Annotated in this window: 17 protein-coding genes; 4 read left to right on the top strand and 13 right to left on the bottom strand. The window is 69.2% G+C overall.

Annotated features, from left to right (window positions below; all coding sequences use genetic code 11):
* Positions 1-18: 18 nt before the first annotated feature.
* Positions 19-804 carry a 2-keto-4-pentenoate hydratase gene (locus ACWF9G_RS10200; protein ID WP_452514799.1) on the bottom strand — a complete coding sequence of 262 codons (786 nt, stop codon included), beginning with the start codon at positions 802-804 and terminating at the stop codon, positions 19-21.
* Between the two features lie 214 nt (positions 805-1,018).
* On the opposite strand from ACWF9G_RS10200, the gene kstD reads away from it, so the two are divergent.
* On the top strand, positions 1,019-2,704 hold the full coding sequence (kstD, locus tag ACWF9G_RS10195) for a 3-oxosteroid 1-dehydrogenase (protein ID WP_452514798.1): 1,686 nt from the start codon (positions 1,019-1,021) through the stop codon (positions 2,702-2,704).
* A gap of 35 nt (positions 2,705-2,739) precedes the next feature.
* Positions 2,740-3,600: a MaoC/PaaZ C-terminal domain-containing protein gene (locus ACWF9G_RS10190; protein ID WP_452514797.1), complete on the top strand. Its 861-nt coding sequence runs from the start codon at positions 2,740-2,742 to the stop codon at positions 3,598-3,600.
* A 101-nt stretch (positions 3,601-3,701) separates the two neighbouring features.
* Here ACWF9G_RS10190 and ACWF9G_RS10185 read toward each other — a convergent pair whose 3' ends face one another.
* The 6 genes from ACWF9G_RS10185 to zapE all read right to left on the bottom strand — a co-directional run bounded on the left by ACWF9G_RS10185 (position 3,702) and on the right by zapE (position 9,127).
* Entirely contained in the window at positions 3,702-4,151 is a 450-nt protein-coding gene (locus ACWF9G_RS10185; protein WP_379309748.1) for a hypothetical protein, read from the bottom strand.
* Positions 4,148-5,422, bottom strand: a complete 1,275-nt coding sequence (locus ACWF9G_RS10180) for a DUF58 domain-containing protein (RefSeq protein ID WP_379309747.1) — start codon at positions 5,420-5,422, stop codon at positions 4,148-4,150. The genes ACWF9G_RS10185 and ACWF9G_RS10180 overlap by 4 nt, the downstream gene beginning before the upstream one ends.
* Complete coding sequence (locus ACWF9G_RS10175) at positions 5,419-6,381, bottom strand: AAA family ATPase (protein WP_379309746.1); 963 nt, start codon at positions 6,379-6,381, stop codon at positions 5,419-5,421. The genes ACWF9G_RS10180 and ACWF9G_RS10175 overlap by 4 nt, the downstream gene beginning before the upstream one ends.
* Before the next feature lie 16 nt (positions 6,382-6,397).
* Positions 6,398-6,892: a hypothetical protein gene (locus ACWF9G_RS10170; RefSeq protein WP_379309745.1), complete on the bottom strand. Its 495-nt coding sequence runs from the start codon at positions 6,890-6,892 to the stop codon at positions 6,398-6,400.
* A gap of 135 nt (positions 6,893-7,027) precedes the next feature.
* The gene (locus tag ACWF9G_RS10165) at positions 7,028-7,960 is read right to left on the bottom strand and encodes a DUF4129 domain-containing protein (protein ID WP_452514796.1); all 933 of its coding nucleotides are present in this window, start codon (positions 7,958-7,960) and stop codon (positions 7,028-7,030) included.
* A 138-nt stretch (positions 7,961-8,098) separates the two neighbouring features.
* Positions 8,099-9,127: a cell division protein ZapE gene (gene zapE, locus ACWF9G_RS10160; protein WP_452514795.1), complete on the bottom strand. Its 1,029-nt coding sequence runs from the start codon at positions 9,125-9,127 to the stop codon at positions 8,099-8,101.
* 63 nt (positions 9,128-9,190) lie between these two features.
* Between zapE and ACWF9G_RS10155 the strand changes: the two genes are divergently transcribed.
* Positions 9,191-9,907: a TetR/AcrR family transcriptional regulator gene (locus ACWF9G_RS10155; protein WP_452514794.1), complete on the top strand. Its 717-nt coding sequence runs from the start codon at positions 9,191-9,193 to the stop codon at positions 9,905-9,907.
* Here the strand turns inward: ACWF9G_RS10155 and ACWF9G_RS10150 are convergent.
* On the bottom strand, positions 9,883-10,317 hold the full coding sequence (locus ACWF9G_RS10150) for an NUDIX hydrolase (protein ID WP_452514793.1): 435 nt from the start codon (positions 10,315-10,317) through the stop codon (positions 9,883-9,885). The two genes, ACWF9G_RS10155 and ACWF9G_RS10150, sit on opposite strands and share 25 nt — an antisense overlap.
* 50 nt (positions 10,318-10,367) lie before the next feature.
* Here ACWF9G_RS10150 and ACWF9G_RS10145 point away from each other — a divergent pair, with 50 nt between their 5' ends.
* Positions 10,368-10,946, top strand: coding sequence for a DapH/DapD/GlmU-related protein (locus ACWF9G_RS10145; protein WP_452514792.1), 579 nt, complete (start codon positions 10,368-10,370; stop codon positions 10,944-10,946).
* Between the two features lie 5 nt (positions 10,947-10,951).
* On the opposite strand, the gene ACWF9G_RS10140 is transcribed toward ACWF9G_RS10145, so the two are convergent.
* Genes ACWF9G_RS10140 through ACWF9G_RS10120 form a run of 5 tightly spaced genes read right to left on the bottom strand, consistent with a single transcriptional unit; the run spans position 10,952 to position 15,708 of the window.
* A complete protein-coding gene (locus tag ACWF9G_RS10140) occupies positions 10,952-12,121 on the bottom strand; it encodes a lipid-transfer protein (RefSeq protein WP_189029764.1) in 1,170 nt (389 codons plus the stop codon).
* Positions 12,118-12,540, bottom strand: coding sequence for a MaoC family dehydratase (locus tag ACWF9G_RS10135; RefSeq protein WP_452514791.1), 423 nt, complete (start codon positions 12,538-12,540; stop codon positions 12,118-12,120). Before ACWF9G_RS10135 ends, ACWF9G_RS10140 begins: the two co-directional genes overlap by 4 nt.
* On the bottom strand, positions 12,537-13,481 hold the full coding sequence (locus ACWF9G_RS10130) for a bifunctional MaoC family dehydratase N-terminal/OB-fold nucleic acid binding domain-containing protein (protein WP_379309737.1): 945 nt from the start codon (positions 13,479-13,481) through the stop codon (positions 12,537-12,539). Before ACWF9G_RS10130 ends, ACWF9G_RS10135 begins: the two co-directional genes overlap by 4 nt.
* A complete protein-coding gene (locus ACWF9G_RS10125) occupies positions 13,478-14,641 on the bottom strand; it encodes an acyl-CoA dehydrogenase family protein (protein WP_379309735.1) in 1,164 nt (387 codons plus the stop codon). The genes ACWF9G_RS10130 and ACWF9G_RS10125 overlap by 4 nt, the downstream gene beginning before the upstream one ends.
* A complete protein-coding gene (locus ACWF9G_RS10120; protein WP_452514790.1) occupies positions 14,626-15,708 on the bottom strand; it encodes an acyl-CoA dehydrogenase family protein in 1,083 nt (360 codons plus the stop codon). The genes ACWF9G_RS10125 and ACWF9G_RS10120 overlap by 16 nt, the downstream gene beginning before the upstream one ends.
* Position 15,709: the final 1 nt, after the last annotated feature.

The raw sequence follows: 15,709 nt of genomic DNA, 5'->3' as shown, positions 1-15,709 counted from the left end.
CTCCTTGGGAAGTCTGGTTCAGCGGAAACGCAAACGGACGGAACCGAGTCCGGTGAACTCGGCGAGGAAGTCGTCACCGGGGCGGGCGTCGATGGCGCGGGTGCAGGAACCGGGCAGCACGATGTCGCCCTTGCGCAACCGCACCCCGAAGGTCGCGACCTTGCGCGCCAGCCACGCGACCGCGATCACCGGATCACCGAGCACGGCGTCGCTGCGGCCCTCGGCGATGACCTCACCGTTGCGGGTGAGCACGGCATCGATGGCTTTGATGTCGATGTCGGCGGGCGCGACGCGCTGCTTGCCGAGCACGAAACCAGCCGAAGAGGCGTTGTCGGAGATGGTGTCGGTCAGCCCGATCTTCCAGTCCTTGATCCGCGAGTCGATCAGTTCGATCGAGGGCGCGTAGGCGACGGTCGCGGCCAGCACGTCGGCTTCGGTGCAGTCCTGGCCGGGCAGGTCGGCGCCGAGCACGAACCCGACCTCGACCTCCACCCGCGGCAGCAGGTATTTGGCGGTGTCGACCGGGACGTCTTCGAAGACCTCCATCTCGGCGAGCAGGTGACCGTAGTCGGGCTCGTCGACACCCATCATCTCCTGCATCGCCTTCGACGACAGCCCGACCTTGTGGCCGACGACCTTGGCGCCCGACTTCAGCCGGCGCTGAATGTTGAGCAGCTGAATCTCGTAGGCATCGACAACATCGATGTCGGGAAACCGGTCGACGAGCGGCGACACGGCGACCCGCTCGTCCTCGGCGCGGGACAGTTCGTCGGCGAGTTGAGTTCGTACCGCGTCGGGCAGCACGCGGACCTCCTAGGCAGCACGGGCGGGATGGATCACGACGTCAAAACTGTAACCGGTTTCCCGGAGCATCGTCAGCCGTTCACCTGACAATACAATGCCACTCCCGGTGATTTCTATAACACGTTCCAGTATGTGGAGGGGAAACGCCGGGGCTACTGGAACAAGTTCCAGTTTGGACTGTCAAACCGCCAAACGCTTCTATAACGTGTTGCACATGAGTGATCGGGAATACGATGTGGTGGTCGTCGGTAGCGGCGCCGCCGGGATGACGGCCGCGCTCGCCGCGGCCCACAACGGACTGAGCGTTGTGCTGCTGGAGAAGGCCGCGCACTACGGTGGGTCGACCGCCCGATCCGGCGGTGGCGTCTGGATTCCGGGCAACAAGGCGCTGAAGGCCTCCGGCCGGCCCGACGACCGCGAGGACGCGCGCACCTACCTGCACAGCATCATCGGCGACGTGGTGCCCGCCGAGAAGATCGACACCTACCTCGATCGCGGCGCCGAGGCCTTCGACTTCGTCCTCGATCACACCCCGCTGAAGATGAAGTGGGTTCCCGGCTACTCCGACTACTACCCGGAGGCACCGGGCGGGCTCGGCCAGGGACGTTCGTGCGAGCCGACGCCGTTCAACGGCAAGGTGCTCGGCGCGGAACTGGCCAACCTCGAACCGCCGTATGCGAAGGCGCCGCTGAACGTGGTCGTCATGCAGGCCGACTTCGTGCGGCTCAATCTGATCAAGCGCCACCCCAAGGGCTTGATGCGGGCACTGCGCGTCGGCGCCCGCACCTATCTGGCCAAGTTCACCGGCAAGCACCTGCTCGGCATGGGCCAGGCGATCATCGCCGCCATGCGCAAGGGCCTGCTCGACGCCGGTGTGCCGGTGCTGCTCAACACCCCGCTCACCGATCTGGTGGTCACCGATGGCCGGATCACCGGGGTCAAGGCGACCGTCGACGGCGAGTCCGTCACCTTCACCGCGCGCTACGGCGTCGTCCTCGGCAGCGGCGGGTTCGAGCACAACGCCGACATGCGCGCCAAGTACCAGCGACAGCCGATAACCACTGAGTGGACAACGGGCGCCGCGGCCAACACCGGCGATGGCATCGTCGCGGGCATGGCAGTGGGAGCGACGGTCGGATTCATGGAGGACGCCTGGTGGGGTCCGACCATCTTCAAGGGCGGCAAGCCCTGGTTCGCGCTGGCCGAGCGCAATCTGCCCGGCACCATCATGGTCAACGACCGGGGCGAGCGGTTCGGCAACGAGTCGGCACCGTACGTCGAGGCGGTGCACACCATGTACGGCGGCGAGTACGGCCAGGGCGCAGGCCCCGGCGAGAACATCCCGGCCTGGCTGGTGTTCGACCAGCGCTACCGCAACCGCTACATCTTCGCCGGTCTGCAGCCGGGTCAGCGTTTCCCGTCGCGCTGGCTGGAGAACGACAACATCGTCAAGGCCGACACCATCGAGGAACTGGCCAACAAGATCGGCGTCCCTGCCGAGAACCTCACCGCCACCGTGGAACGGTTCAACGGCTTCGCCGCCGCGGGCAAGGACGAGGACTTCGGTCGCGGCAACAGCCACTACGACCGCTACTACGGCGACCCGACCGTGAAGCCCAACCCGTGCCTGGCCGAACTGTCGCAGGGCCCGTACTACGCGGCCAAGATGGTGCCCGGCGACCTCGGCACCAAGGGCGGCCTGGTCACCGACACCGCCGGTCGCGTACTGCGCGAAGACGATTCGGTGATCGATGGCCTCTACGCCGCGGGCAACTCCAGCGCGCCGGTGATGGGCCACACCTACGCCGGTCCCGGCGCCACCATCGGCCCCGCGATCACCTTCGCCTACCTCGCGGTGCTCGACATCGTCGCCGCGAAGAAGGCGAAAGCCGCCGCGTGACGATCGACCACACCCCGACCCCGCAGGAGTAAGCAATGCCCATCGACCTCCAGACCGCGCTCGGCGCGCCGCTCCCGGCGCGGGAGTTCAGCTGGACGCCCACCGACGTGCAGCTCTACCACCTGGGCCTCGGCGCGGGCGCGCACCCGCTCGACCCGGTCGAGCTGACCTACCTCGACGACCAGGCACCCCAGGTGCTGCCCACCTTCGCGACGGTGGCACCGACCCTCGGCGAGACCGAAGCGCCGAAGGTGAGTTTCCCCGGCATCGAGATCGACCTGGCCAAGGTGGTGCACGGCCACCAGGAAGTGGTGGTGCACCGGCCGATTCCGGCCGCGGGCAAGGCGACCAGCACCGGCCGGATCAGCGAGATCTGGGACAAGGGCGCCAACGCGGTGATCGTCCAGGAGAACACCGTGGTCGGCTCCGACGGTGAGCCGCTGTGGACCGTCCGCTCCTCGATCTTCGCCAAGGGCGAGGGCGGCTTCGGCGGCGAGCGCGGGCCGAGCGCCAAAGCCGCGCTGCCCGATCGGACGCCCGACGCCGAGATCCTGACTCCGACGCTGCCGCAGCAGGCCCTGCTCTACCGCCTCTGCGGTGACCGCAACCCCTTGCACTCGGATCCCGAATTCGCCAAGGGCGCGGGCTTTCCCGCGCCGATTCTGCATGGCCTGTGCACCTACGGTGTGGTCTGCAAGGCCCTCACCGACAGCCTGCTCGACGGCGACGCAGGCCGGGTCGGCGGCTTCCGGGCCAAGTTCGCCGGGGTGCTGTACCCGGGGGAGACGCTGCGCATCAAGGTGTGGCGCGAAGGTGACGAGCTGATCGGCGCCGCCACCGTGGTCGAACGCGAGGACGCGCCGGTGCTCGGCGATATCGCCCTGCGCATCGCCTGATTCGACACCGAATGCCCGCCGGTCATCGCGTCCGGCGGGCATTTCTCGTTTCGCCCGCCGGACCAGCGGTCCTGCCTGGGCGGGGAGGTATGCCCCGCGGGTCAGTCCGTCCGTGCCTCTTCGGCGGTCGTACCGTTGCCGACCAGCCCGCCGACCAGCAGCGCGTAGATCAGCATGATCAGCACCGGTGCGGCCAGCGGCGCCCAGACCAACTCCACCGGGACCAGAGCGGCGGTGGCCGCGGCGATGGTGAACAGCACCGCGCCGCCGACCGACGGAATCGTCGTCGGCACAACACCTTCGGGTGCGTGCAGGACGGCCGCGTTGAGCAGGTAGGTGGTCGCCACCAGCCCCGTCGCGGCGGCGGTGATCACGCCGACATCGGAGAACGCGAGCGCCGCGATCGCCACCAGTACCGCGCCGACCGCGGCGGGCCGCCACCACCAGCTCACCACGACCAGCGCGAGCGCGGCGACCCCGGCGAACGGGTTGATCAACGCGACCGCGGCGACCAGCAGCAGGCCGGCGAGCAGGGCAAGGAATCTGGTCATCGGCGCACCCGCACTGTTCGGCGATGGTCGGGCAGCAGGCGCATGGCCTGATCGAGCCTGGTGTCGGCGGGCCAGGCGATGATGTCGACGCCGACGGTGCCCATGTCGCGATACATCGAGGCGCGCTCGAGCTGCCACATCTTGGCCATGGTCGGGTCGAGGCCCGCTTCGAACGGCGTGCCGCGCAGGACGTCGACCGCGATCACCACGTGTCCGCGTTTGCGCAGGTCGATCAGGGCCAGCGCGAACTGGGTGTCGAGCAGCGTGGAGAAGGCGACGACGATCGCGCCGATCGGCACCGCGGCGTGCGGCGCGAGCGTGCCGGTGGTCTCGACGTGCTCGTCGCCGACGCCGAGCACGGTGTCGACGATCCGGTAGAACTGCCTGCGGCCGATATCGGGGCGCAGCCAGCGCGGCGAGTCACCCAGGCAGACGACGGCGGTGCGGTCACCGGCTTGCAGGGTGGACTGCACCACCTGCGCGGCGCCGCGCACCGACAGTTCCAGCGAGGCGGTGGCTGGGCCGGGCGCCTGCTGGGAGGTGTCGACCAGGACGACCACGTCGGCGGAGCGGTTGGTGAAGCGTTCGGTGACGTAGAGCCTGCCGCGGCGCGCGCTCACCGGCCAGTTGACGGTGCGCAGCTGGTCGCCGGGCGCGTAGGCGCGAATGTCGGCGTATTCGACACCGGGACCGTGCTTGCGGGTCAGGTGGGTGCCGATCCGATCGGGCAGTTCGGTGCGCGGCAGGCGCATTCGCTGCGGATCGGCGATCGGGTACACGTACAGCTTGGCCGCGGGCAGCTCGGCGGTGGCGATCGCGAGCCCGGCCGGGCTCAGCGCGGACACCTTGACCTGCACCGGATATCGGCCCCAGCGCGCCGCCGAGAGCGCCAGCTGCATGCCGGCGGGCGCACCGCCGGAATCGTGCGACTCCTCGACCTCGACTTCGAGACCGGCCAGCGGCACCGATGTCATCCGCAGCAGCGCGTGCCCGCTGTCGACGAAAGCGGCGGCATTGCAGCCGACCACCTCGCCCTCGAAGCAGCGCACGGTGCCGCTGCCGTCGACCTGGATCCTGGTCGGGTTCTGCTGCCACGGCGCGGTGGCGAGCACGCCGAGCATCGGCGCCGCGAAGACCACCAGCTGCCACTGTCCGCGCAATACCGCGACGACCAGCGCCGCCGCGGCGCACCCGGCGAGGATGAACACCAGCGGCGCCGGCCGCCAGCGCAGGTCGACCTCGACCGTCCTGGATTCGTCGCGGTGCTTCATGTGCTGGTGGCGCGGGGCACCGGTAGCCGGCGCAGCAATTCGGTGATGACGTCCTCACCCCGGATGCGGCGCACCCACATCTCCGGACGCAGGGTGATGCGGTGTGCCATCGCGGGCACCGCCAGCGCCTTCACGTCCTCGGGGATCACATAGTCGCGGCCGAGCAGCAGAGCCCTGGCTCGCGACATCTGCACCAGATCGAGTTCGGCGCGCGGGCTGGCGCCGACCTCGACCTGCGGGTGGCTGCGCGTCGCCGAGGCGAGCGCGACCACGTAGTTCACGACATCGGGATGCACGGTGACGAACTCGACCGACTGGCGCATCTCCATCAGACCCTGCGCGTCGACGACCTGGCCGACCTGCGGCGGCGTCGCGCCGCGCTCTAGCCTGCGCCGGATCATCTGGGTCTCGTCCTGCTCGGAGAGATAGCCGAGGCGCAGCTGGATGGCGAAGCGGTCGAGCTGGGCCTCCGGCAGCGGGTACGTGCCCTCGTACTCGATCGGGTTGTCGGTGGCCAGCACGATGAAAGGCTGTGGGAGCAGGAAGGTTTCGCCGTCGATGCTCACCTGCCCCTCGGCCATGGCCTCCAGCAGCGCCGCCTGCGTCTTGGGCGGGGTGCGGTTGATCTCGTCGGCGAGCAGGACATTCGTGAAAACCGGACCGCGACGGAAATTGAAACGGCCCGACGACATGTCGTAGATCGTCGAGCCGAGCAGATCAGCGGGCAGTAAATCAGGCGTGAACTGCACGCGGGTGAAATCCAGGCCGAGCGCGGCCGCGAAGGACCGCGCGATCAGCGTCTTGCCCAGCCCTGGCAGATCCTCGATGAGGACATGTCCTCCGGACAGCACGGCGATCATGATGAGCTGCAACTCATCTCGCTTGCCGACCACGACTCGGCCCAGCTCACGCAGCACGGCGTCGGAGCGCTGGACGGTCACGTTCAACGGCATGGTCATCGGTGGCCTTAACCCCTCACATCGTCTGCAATCGGCGCAGGATCTCGTCCAGCGCCTCCCTACCCGGTGCGCGACCGGTCTGGTCGCGCAATGCCGAGTTCGCCGGATCGACCCAGCGCCACAACTCGGGTCCGAACTGCAGTTGACCGGCAGCTTCGGTGGCCCTTCGATTCTTGGCGACCCGCAGGCCGGTGGACAGTTCGAACTCCTTGGCCAGCAACGGACGCAGGTGGCGGTCCCAGTCGGCGCGCGTACCGTCGGCGCGCGCGGTCAGCATCTCGGCGCGCGCGTGCCAGCGGCCGAGCATCTCGGCCGGGCCGTTGTCGATGTACTCGGTCAGCGGTTCCTCGCGCACCACGCGATGCCGCATCGACCAGAGCAGTGTCGCCAGCGCGATCGCGACCGGCAGCGCGACGGCGAGCAGCACCGCGTCGCGGGCCACCCGCACCAGCGCCACTTCGATCAGCAGCACGACGACGACCGCGGCCGCGATCACGGACGATCGATTCATGCCGCGACCCCCTGGCCTGTTCGGGCGACCAGCCACGATGGCGTGTCCCAGCGCCGGCCGCTCATGCTGTGTCCTCCCGGCATGCTCGGGCGCCCTGCGTGGTCACGCAAGCTGCTGCCTCCGGGCGCTGACCTCTCATGCCGCGACCAGCCTTCTCTGCAGATCCGACAGCACGATGCGCAGCAGCTGTTCGGCGCGCATGCGCTGCCATTCGAGCATCGAGTGCGGGCTGAACCGCGCCTCCTCGAACAGCGCGACCAGCTCACGCGCCGAAGCATCGTGCAGCACACCGCTTTCGAACGCGCGGGCCAGGACTTCCATCGGGGTGTCCGATGCCTGCGGGCGGGCGGCGCTGTCGCTGGACAGGCCACGCTCCATGGCCACGTAGCAGGCGATGATCGCGGTGCGCGGGTCCTGGCCGGGCGCGTTCATCGCGGCAAGGCCCATCTCGGCGGCCCTGGTGAGCGAGTCGACGGCGCTCGGCGCGGTGTCGGGCAGAGCGGGGGCGGCGGGCACGGGTTCGCGGCGCGAGGCCAGCGCGACGACGATGAGTCCGAGCAGCGCCAGCGCGATCAGCACGAGGGCAAGCACGCCCGCGATCACCAGCGCGGTGCCGGTCAGTTCGGCGCCGCCGGTGCCGGGGTCGGGGGCAGGCGCGTCGGTCGGGGTCGGGACCGGGCCGGAGCCTTCGGGCAAGGTCTCCGAGGCCGGGTGCATCGGCCGGGCTCCCGGCAGCAGGAACAGCGCGGTCACACCGCCGGCGAAGACCAGCGCGAGCACAGCCAGGACGAGCGGGCCGAGCAGTGCCAGCCGACGCCATGGGAAGCGGGGTGTCGCGTCGCGTTCGGCTTGCGGCATGGCCAGCGGGAGACGATGCTGACTGGCGATCACTCCCGCGATCAGGATGACGATGGACACCAGCAGCAGCACCGGCATCACCGCCACCAGCAGTGGCGACGGCGCGCTGGCCGACGATTCGGCCGCACCGGGGAGATAACCCTGCAACGCGATCGTCGCAGCGACAAGCAGTGCGATCACGACGATCGCCCGCGGAATGGGCTGACTCACCCCGATCACAGCTGTACCACCAAACCCCAGAGCCTGCACAAAACAGCCACATAGTTACACGCCGAGTGGTTCGCTCGGGAGGAAATCGATACTTTGGATAACCTCCCCTTTTATTGTCCCCCCGAATTCCGTGGCTTGTTACGCGGTGCGAACCATCGCGGCGTCGACCAGGGGCAACTCACCGAGCCTGCTCGCGGTCCGGGCCAGGTCGGGGATCGCGGGAACACCCGCGGTCAGCTCGGTTACCAGTTCGGGAGCGTGGATCGTGCAAGGTAAGTCGGCGTCGTAGAGGACATCGACGAGGTTCACCAGACGCATGGTCCAGTCCGGTGGCACCTCGCGCAGGGGCGGCACCGCGCGCAGGGTCCAGCGGTGGAATCGGCTGGTCAGGGCGAGGTAGTCGGCCGCGCTGGTCGGTGCGCCGCACAGTTGCTCGAAATCGAAGGTCACCGCGTCGCCGTCGACGGCGTGTGCCCGCACGGTGCGACCGTTCCCGACAGACAGGTCGACGCCGGTCCCATCCTCCACCTCGATGCCGGTCTGGTGCGCTGTGCCGACGTCGTTGCCGGACCGGTGTCCGGCATCGATGTCGGACGGCTCGAGGAGGTAGCGGCCCGAGACGAAACCGCTGTCGCGGCGGGTGCCGACGGTCCGGTAGTCCAGTGGACCGTCGAGGGTGACGACGTCGAGGTTGGCCAGGATGCGCTCGATGGCCGGCACGAAACGGTCGTGGAACAGCGGGTTCGGCAGCAGGTCGCGGGGCGCGTAGTTCGAGGTGACCACCAGCGTGCGGTGCTGGGCGAACAGGGTGTCGAGCAGGCGGGCCACGAGCATGGCGTCGCCGATGTCGTTGACGTGGAACTCGTCGAAGCACACCAGGTCGGCGTCGGCCAGCAGGGCTGCGACGGCCCGTTCGATCGAGCCGAGCTCATGGGCCGCCGTGTGCAGGGCGGCGAAGAAACTGTGGAAATGGAACCGGCGCTTGTGGTCGGAACCGACGCTCGCGAAGAAGCGGTCCATCACCATCGTCTTGCCGCGTCCGGGCCTGCCGTGCAGGTAGATGCCCCGGTGCCGCTTGCGTGGGCGGGCGTGCCGGTCGAGCAGGGCGGCGAGCGCGTCGGCCGCCGCCACCTGGGCTGGGTCCAGAACCACCGTGCCGGAATTCATCGCAACCTCCTCGTCCTCTACAGTTGTAGAGGCTGAGGCGGCAGCAGACCAGAGAAGGTGACGATGTCCACAGAACGGCGCGGCCAGATCGTGGCCGGCGCAATCGATCTCATCGCGACCCGCGGCATCCGCGCGCTCACCCACCGTGCGGTCGATACCCGGCTCGAGCTGCCGGCGGGCTCGACGTCCTACTACTTCCGCACCAGGCACGCCCTGATCGAGGCGGTCGCCGACGGCATCACCGCCCGCTCCCGCGCCGACTTCGCCGCAGCACAGCGCGGACACACGACTGATGTCGCGCTCACCATCGCCGCCAGACAGCCGGGCCCCGCGACCGACGTCACGCCCGGCGTCACCACCGGACCGCCGGAACGCACGGCCGACATCACGCACGACTTCCCCGCCGCACAGCACGATCCGACGGCCGATATTGCCCGCGACATCGCAGCCTGGCTCGCTCACCTGCTGAAACATCGCCGCAACGAGCTGATCGCCCGGCACGCCCTGATCATCGAGGTGCTCTCCGACCCCGACCTGCACGCCCGCCTGGCGGGCAGTTTGTTCTCCCTGGAGCGGGCCACCGAGCTGTTCACCGCACTCGGCGCCGCCGACCCCGCCGGCGCGGCAGGAGACTTCCTCGCCCTGCTGGAGGGGCTGGTCTTCGACCGCTTCGCCGGTCCGCGCGCGGATCAGCCCGCGACCGTCGAGCAGCTCGCCCGTCCACTCTCACAGTTTCTGGCGAACGCGAGTTGTGACTATTCCCAGCCCATTTCCGAATAGGGCACCGCGGAATTGAGCGCGGCAATTCCGAGCGCCGAATATTCGATCAGATCGGCGGGGAGATCACTCAGTGGAAACCATTGCAGCGCATAGCATTTGTCGGGTTCCCTATTGAAAGGCTCACCCCGCCAGCGCTCGGCGCGAAAGAACAGGCCGAGCCGTGAATCGCGCCCAGGGGCGGTCACATGGGCGACGTGGACGAGCCGAAGAGCGGCGGGCTCCAGCTCGACCCCGATCTCCTCCATGGCTTCGCGAACCGCGCCCACCGCTGCGGACTCGCCCGCTTCGAGCTTGCCGGAGGGCAGATGCCAGCGGTTGTCGTACTTGTCGCCGCTACGGCGCAGGCTCAGCAGGATCCGATCGTCGCGGATCAGCAGGATGTGGACATCGACCAGGTGGCGTGCGATCACCGTGCAGAGCCTACGAAACCGGCGTGCCCGGGGTGGGTGAGAATCGGTGGATGCCGAGCGAGAACCTCATGCTGATCCACGATCCCGAACGACTGGCCCGTGGCGAACGGGTGCTCGGCGCCGAGTTCACCGCGATGCACGAGCGGGTGCTTGCGGTGACCGCACTGACCTCCCGCCTCAACATCACGCCCTTCGAGGACGAGACGGCGAAGGCCGCGCTCTTCGAGCAGATCCTCGGCCGACCGCTTCCGGCGGGCGTCACCATCTACCCACCCTTCTACACCGATCACGGGCTGAATCTGGAGCTGGCGGAACGGGTGTTCGTCAACCAGGGGTGCACGTTCCTCGACTACGCGGGCATCCGGCTGGGCCGGGGCGTGATGATCGGCCCGAAGGCCACGCTGATCACCATGAGCCATCCGGTCGACCCAGGGGAGCGGCGCAAGTACCTCACGGGCGGGCCGATCGACGTCGCGGAGAACGTGTGGATCGGCGCGGGCGCGACGATTCTGCCCGGGGTGCGCATCGGACGCGACGCCGTGATCGCCGCGGGCGCCGTCGTGGCCGACGACGTGCCCGCGGCGAGCCTGGTGACCGGCCCCAAAGGCGCCGTGCACCGCAGCTGGTAGCCGGTTCAGGCGGTGAGCACCAGGCCCGAGGTGGGGACGCCGGTACCGGCGGTGACGAGGATGCGTTCGAGCTCGTCGACCTGGTTGACCGAGGTGCCGCGGATCTGGCGGACGGCTTCGGCGATGCCGTTCATGCCGTGGATGTAGGCCTCGCCCAGCTGGCCGCCGTGGGTGTTGAGCGGGAGCCTGCCGCCGATCTCGATGGCGCCGTCGGCGATGAAGTCCTTGGCCTCGCCACGACCACAGAAACCCAGCTCCTCGAGCTGCATGAGCACGAACGGGGTGAAGTGGTCGTAGAGGATCGCGGCCTGCATGTCGGCGGCGGTCAGGCCGCTCTGGGCCCACAGCTGGTCACCGACGAGGCCCATTTCCGGCAGGCCGGTCATGGCGTCGCGGTAGTAGCTGGTCATCACGTACTGGTCGGCGCCGCTGCCCTGGGCGGCGGCCGCGATGATCGCGGGGCGCTGCGGGAGATCGCGGGCGCGTTCGGCGCTGGTGACCACGATGGCGACGCCGCCGTCGGACTCCTGGCAGCAGTCGAGCAGGTGCAGCGGTTCGGCGATCCAGCGTGAATCCTGGTGCTGTTCCAGGGTGATCGGCTTGCCGTAGAAGAAGGCGTTCGGGTTCACCGCGGCGTGCTTGCGGTCGGCCACCGCGACGGCGCCGAAGTCGGCACTTGTCGCGCCGGTGACGTGCATGTACCGGCGCGCGACCATGGCGACCTGCGCGGCGGGCGTGCCGAGACCCTGCGGGTAGGCCCAGCCCGCGTCGATGCCCGATGACGTCGGCGCGGCCGCCAGCGCGGGCGAGAACTGCCCGAACCTGGCACCGGAGCGCTCGTTGAACGCGCGGTAGGCGACCACCACGTCGGCGACGCCGGTGGCCACCGCCATGGCGGCCTGCTGCACGGTCGCGCAGGCGGCGCCACCGCCATAACCGATGTGGCTGAAGAACTTCAGGCTCGGGATGCCGACCGCCCTGGCCACGGCGGCCTGGGTATTGGTGTCCATCGTGAAGGTGGTCAGGCCGTCGACGTCGGCGGGGGTGAGGCCCGCGTCGGCCAGCGCGGCGCTGACGGCCTCCGCGGCCAAACGCAATTCGCTGCGGCCGGAGTCCTTCGAGAAATCGGTGGCGCCGATGCCGACGATCGCGGCTTGCCCGGACAGGCCCGTCATGAGTTCTCCAAAGAAGGAAGGGCGATCACCGCGGTGGCCGTGATGTGCTCGCCGAGGCTGTCGCGACCGCGCACATCGAGCGTGACCAGCGCGCCGGACACGTCGGTGACCGTGCCCGAAAGGGTCAGCGTGTCACCGGCATACAGCGGCACACCGAGGCGCAGGGCGATGGACTTCACCAGCGCGCGCGGCCCCGCCCAGTCGGTGACGAAGCGCTGCACCAGGCCGGTGTCGGTGAGGATATTGACGAAGATGTCGCTGGAACCGCGCTCGACCGCCTTGTCGCGGTCGTGGTGTACGTCCTGGAAGTCCCTGGTGGCCAAGGCCGTACTGATCACGAAGGTGGGATCGGCGTGGATCACCAGCGCGGGTAGCGTGTCGCCCACCGCGACGGCGGTGGGTTCGGTCGTGGCGGTCACTGCGCGGCCTCCCAGTAGGGCAGAACGGTTCCGTCGGCGAGCTTTTCGAAGGCGACCCGGACGGGCACGCCGACAGCGACCTCGGCCGGATCGATGCCGCGCAGCTCACCGAGCATGCGCACCCCTTCGTCGAGCTCGACGAGGGCGACGACGAACGGCAACTCACGGCCGGGCACCTTCGGCGCGTGGTGCACGACGAAGCTGAACACCGTGCCGGTGCCCGCGGCGACCACGTAATCGGTGGTCTCGGCTTTGTCCTGCCACAGGGCGGGGATCGGTGGATGCCGCAGCGAACCGTCGGGCAGCCGCTGGATGCGCAGCTCACCGATTTCGGTACCGGCCCAGAAGAATTCGGTGTCCTTGGAGATGACCGGGCCGACGCGGTCGGCGGGCGCGAGGGCGATATCGGATGCCTCGGGCGCTTCCTTCGCGGCGGGCACGAATTTCAGGATGCGGAACAGCATTTCGGTGACCACCTCGTCACCGACCGACCAGGTGGTGGTGAAGGTGAGGAACCAGCCGTCGCCGAGCCCGGTGCGCTTGGGGCCCTTGAACTCCGAGAGCCGGCTGGAGACGGTCACCTCCTCCCCCGGCCGCAGGTAGCGGTGGTAGGTCTGCTCGCAGTTGGTGCCGACGACGGAGGTGAAGCCCGCGTCGTCGAGCAGCTGCGTGGCCAGGCCGAGCGGGTCGTCGGCGGTGCGCACGCCGTGCAGACCGTTCATCGTCCACACCTGGGCCATGGCGGGCGGGGCGACGATGCCGGGGTGACCGGCGGCCTTGGCGGCGGCCTCGTCGACGTAGATCGGGTTGGTGTCGCCGATCGCCTCGACCCAGTTGTTGATCATCGGCTGGTTCACCGGGTCGCGCCCGGCCCGCGGCGCGGACTCGCCCGCCGCGGCCAGTTTCGACAGTGCTTCCTGCACGCCCTGCTCCTTGCTCATCGGGGGACGCGCGGCAGTTCCAGGCCGGCGGAGGCGACCAGTTCGCGCATGATCTCGTTGACGCCGCCGCCGAAGGTGACGACGAGGTTCTGCTTGGTGCGCCGGTCCAGCCAGCCGAGCAGTTCGGCGGTGCCGGGCTCGGCGGGATCGCCGTAGCGGCCGACGATCTCCTCGACCACCCGGCCCGCTTCCTGTAGCGATTCGGTGGAGAAGATCTTGGTGGCCGAGGCGTCGGCGATCACGGTGTTCTGCGCGGCGGCCGGGTCGGCGGCGGCGACCTGCCAGTTCAGCAACTCGTTGAGCCGCACCATGGTGCGTACCCGGCCCAGCGCGCGGCGCACCTCGGGCTCACCGAGCAGCTGGTGCTGCGCCGACCAGTCGTGCAGGCGGTCGTAGAGCTGCTCGATCTTGCCCGACGGGCCGAGGCTGACCCGCTCGTGGTTGAGCTGGGTGGTGATCAGGCGCCAGCCGCGGTTCTCCTCGCCGACCAGCATCTCCGCAGGCACCCGCACGTCGTCGAAGTAGGTGGCGTTGGTGTGGTGGGCCCCGTCGCAGGTGATGATCGGGGTCCAGGAGTAGCCGGGGTCCTTGGTGTCGACGATCAGGATGGTGATGCCGCGGTGCCGCGACTCCACCGAACCGGTGCGGCAGGCCAGCCAGACGTAGTCGGCCTCGTGCGCGCCGGTGGTGAAGATCTTCTGGCCGTTGACGATCCAGTCGCCGCTGTCGTCGCGCACCGCGGTGGTGCGCAGCGCGGCGAGGTCGGTGCCCGCTTCGGGTTCGGAGTAGCCGATCGCGAAATGGATGTCACCGGACAGGATTCCGGGCAGGAACTTCTGCTTCTGCGCGTCGGTGCCGTACTTCTGCAGCGTCGGGCCGACGGTCAGCAGCGTCACCAGCGGCAGCGGCACATCGGCGCGCACCGCCTCGTTGAAGAAGATCTGCTGTTCCATCGGGCCGAAGCCCTGGCCGCCGAATTCCTTCGGCCAGCCGACGCCGAGCCAGCCGTCGCGGCCCATCCGGCGCACCACCTCGCGGTAGGCGTCGCCGTGCCGGTTGACCGCCATCTCGGCGTGTTCCTCCGGAGTGACGAGATCGGCGAAATAGGAACGCAATTCTTCGCGCAACCGCCGCTGCTCGGCGGTCAGATCGATGAACATCTTGCTCCCAGAAGGTCGAGGCGCAGGCCCGCGCCGCCGAGCAGACGGGCGAGGTCTTTGGCCTGTGAGTAGTAGCGGTGCATCGGGTGGGTGATATCCACGCCCAGTCCACCGTGCAGGTGATGACATTTCTGCATGGCGCGCGGAACTTCGGCGGCCGCCCAGTAGGCGAGCACCTCGAGGTCCTCGTCGACACGGCTCTGATGCTCGGGCGACGAATCGTCCTGGGCCAGTGCCCAGCACGCCGATTCGGCGGCCACGTGCAGTGTCCGCGAGACCACGTACAGGTCGGCGATCTGCTGGGCCACGGCCTGGAACTCGGCCAGCGGCCTGCCGAACTGCTCACGCGTGCGCACGTGCTCGGCGGTCAGCGTGAGCGCGCCCTTGAGCAGGCCGTCGGCGACCGCGCCGATGGTGGCCAGCGCGTGCCGGTGCAGCCGGGGCAGCACCTCGGCGGGCAGCAGCTGATCGGCCGGGATCTCGACCTCGTCGAGGACCAGCGTCGCCTCCGGGATGCCCGCCGAACCGGCGACCGGGATGATCCGGAGCCCCGGCGCGACCGATTCCACCAGCGCGACACCCGCGTCGGTGGGCACCAGGATCCAGCGCGCCTGCTCGGCGTAGATCACGCCGACCTTGCGGCCGGTGATCCGCACGGTGTCACCGTCGCGGACCGCCTTGGTGCTCGGCGCGGTCGTGAACGGCGCACCCGGCTCGCTGAGCGCGGCGGTGAGCACGGTGCCCTTGCCGACCTCGGCGACCACGCGCCCGGCGAGCTCCTCCGACAGCGAGGGCAGCAGCGGCAGCACGCCGAACCCGAAGGTCGGCAGCGCGGGCACCGCCACCGCGTCGGTGGCCAGCTCCATGAGCAGAGCCGACACCTCCAGCAGGCCCATGCCGTCGCCGCCGAACTGCTCGGGCACGGCGACCGCGAGCAGGCCGGAGTCGATCAGGCTCGGCCACAATTCCATATCTCGGGCCTGCTCACGTTCGAGCAGGCTCACGACCACCTCGGCTACGGCGTCGGCGCTTTCGTCGCGGGTGAAGTCCACGGCGTCCTCCCTCATC

Source organism: Nocardia sp. NPDC055029, assembly GCF_053608525.1.
This window is presented reverse-complemented; position numbering and strand designations above follow the sequence as displayed.

Bases quoted from the DNA above. Each gene is read 5' to 3' on its own strand.
- kstD (WP_452514798.1), top strand. From the start codon at position 1,019: ATGAGTGATCGGGAATACGATGTGGTGGTCGTCGGTAGCGGCGCCGCC.
- ACWF9G_RS10190 (WP_452514797.1), top strand. From the start codon at position 2,740: ATGCCCATCGACCTCCAGACCGCGCTCGGCGCGCCGCTCCCGGCGCGG.
- ACWF9G_RS10185 (WP_379309748.1), bottom strand. From the start codon at position 4,151: ATGACCAGATTCCTTGCCCTGCTCGCCGGCCTGCTGCTGGTCGCCGCG.
- ACWF9G_RS10180 (WP_379309747.1), bottom strand. From the start codon at position 5,422: ATGAAGCACCGCGACGAATCCAGGACGGTCGAGGTCGACCTGCGCTGG.
- ACWF9G_RS10175 (WP_379309746.1), bottom strand. From the start codon at position 6,381: ATGACCATGCCGTTGAACGTGACCGTCCAGCGCTCCGACGCCGTGCTG.
- ACWF9G_RS10170 (WP_379309745.1), bottom strand. From the start codon at position 6,892: ATGAATCGATCGTCCGTGATCGCGGCCGCGGTCGTCGTCGTGCTGCTG.
- zapE (WP_452514795.1), bottom strand. From the start codon at position 9,127: ATGAATTCCGGCACGGTGGTTCTGGACCCAGCCCAGGTGGCGGCGGCC.
- ACWF9G_RS10155 (WP_452514794.1), top strand. From the start codon at position 9,191: ATGTCCACAGAACGGCGCGGCCAGATCGTGGCCGGCGCAATCGATCTC.
- ACWF9G_RS10145 (WP_452514792.1), top strand. From the start codon at position 10,368: ATGCCGAGCGAGAACCTCATGCTGATCCACGATCCCGAACGACTGGCC.
- ACWF9G_RS10140 (WP_189029764.1), bottom strand. From the start codon at position 12,121: ATGACGGGCCTGTCCGGGCAAGCCGCGATCGTCGGCATCGGCGCCACC.
- ACWF9G_RS10130 (WP_379309737.1), bottom strand. From the start codon at position 13,481: ATGAGCAAGGAGCAGGGCGTGCAGGAAGCACTGTCGAAACTGGCCGCG.
- ACWF9G_RS10125 (WP_379309735.1), bottom strand. From the start codon at position 14,641: ATGTTCATCGATCTGACCGCCGAGCAGCGGCGGTTGCGCGAAGAATTG.
- ACWF9G_RS10120 (WP_452514790.1), bottom strand. From the start codon at position 15,708: ATGAGGGAGGACGCCGTGGACTTCACCCGCGACGAAAGCGCCGACGCC.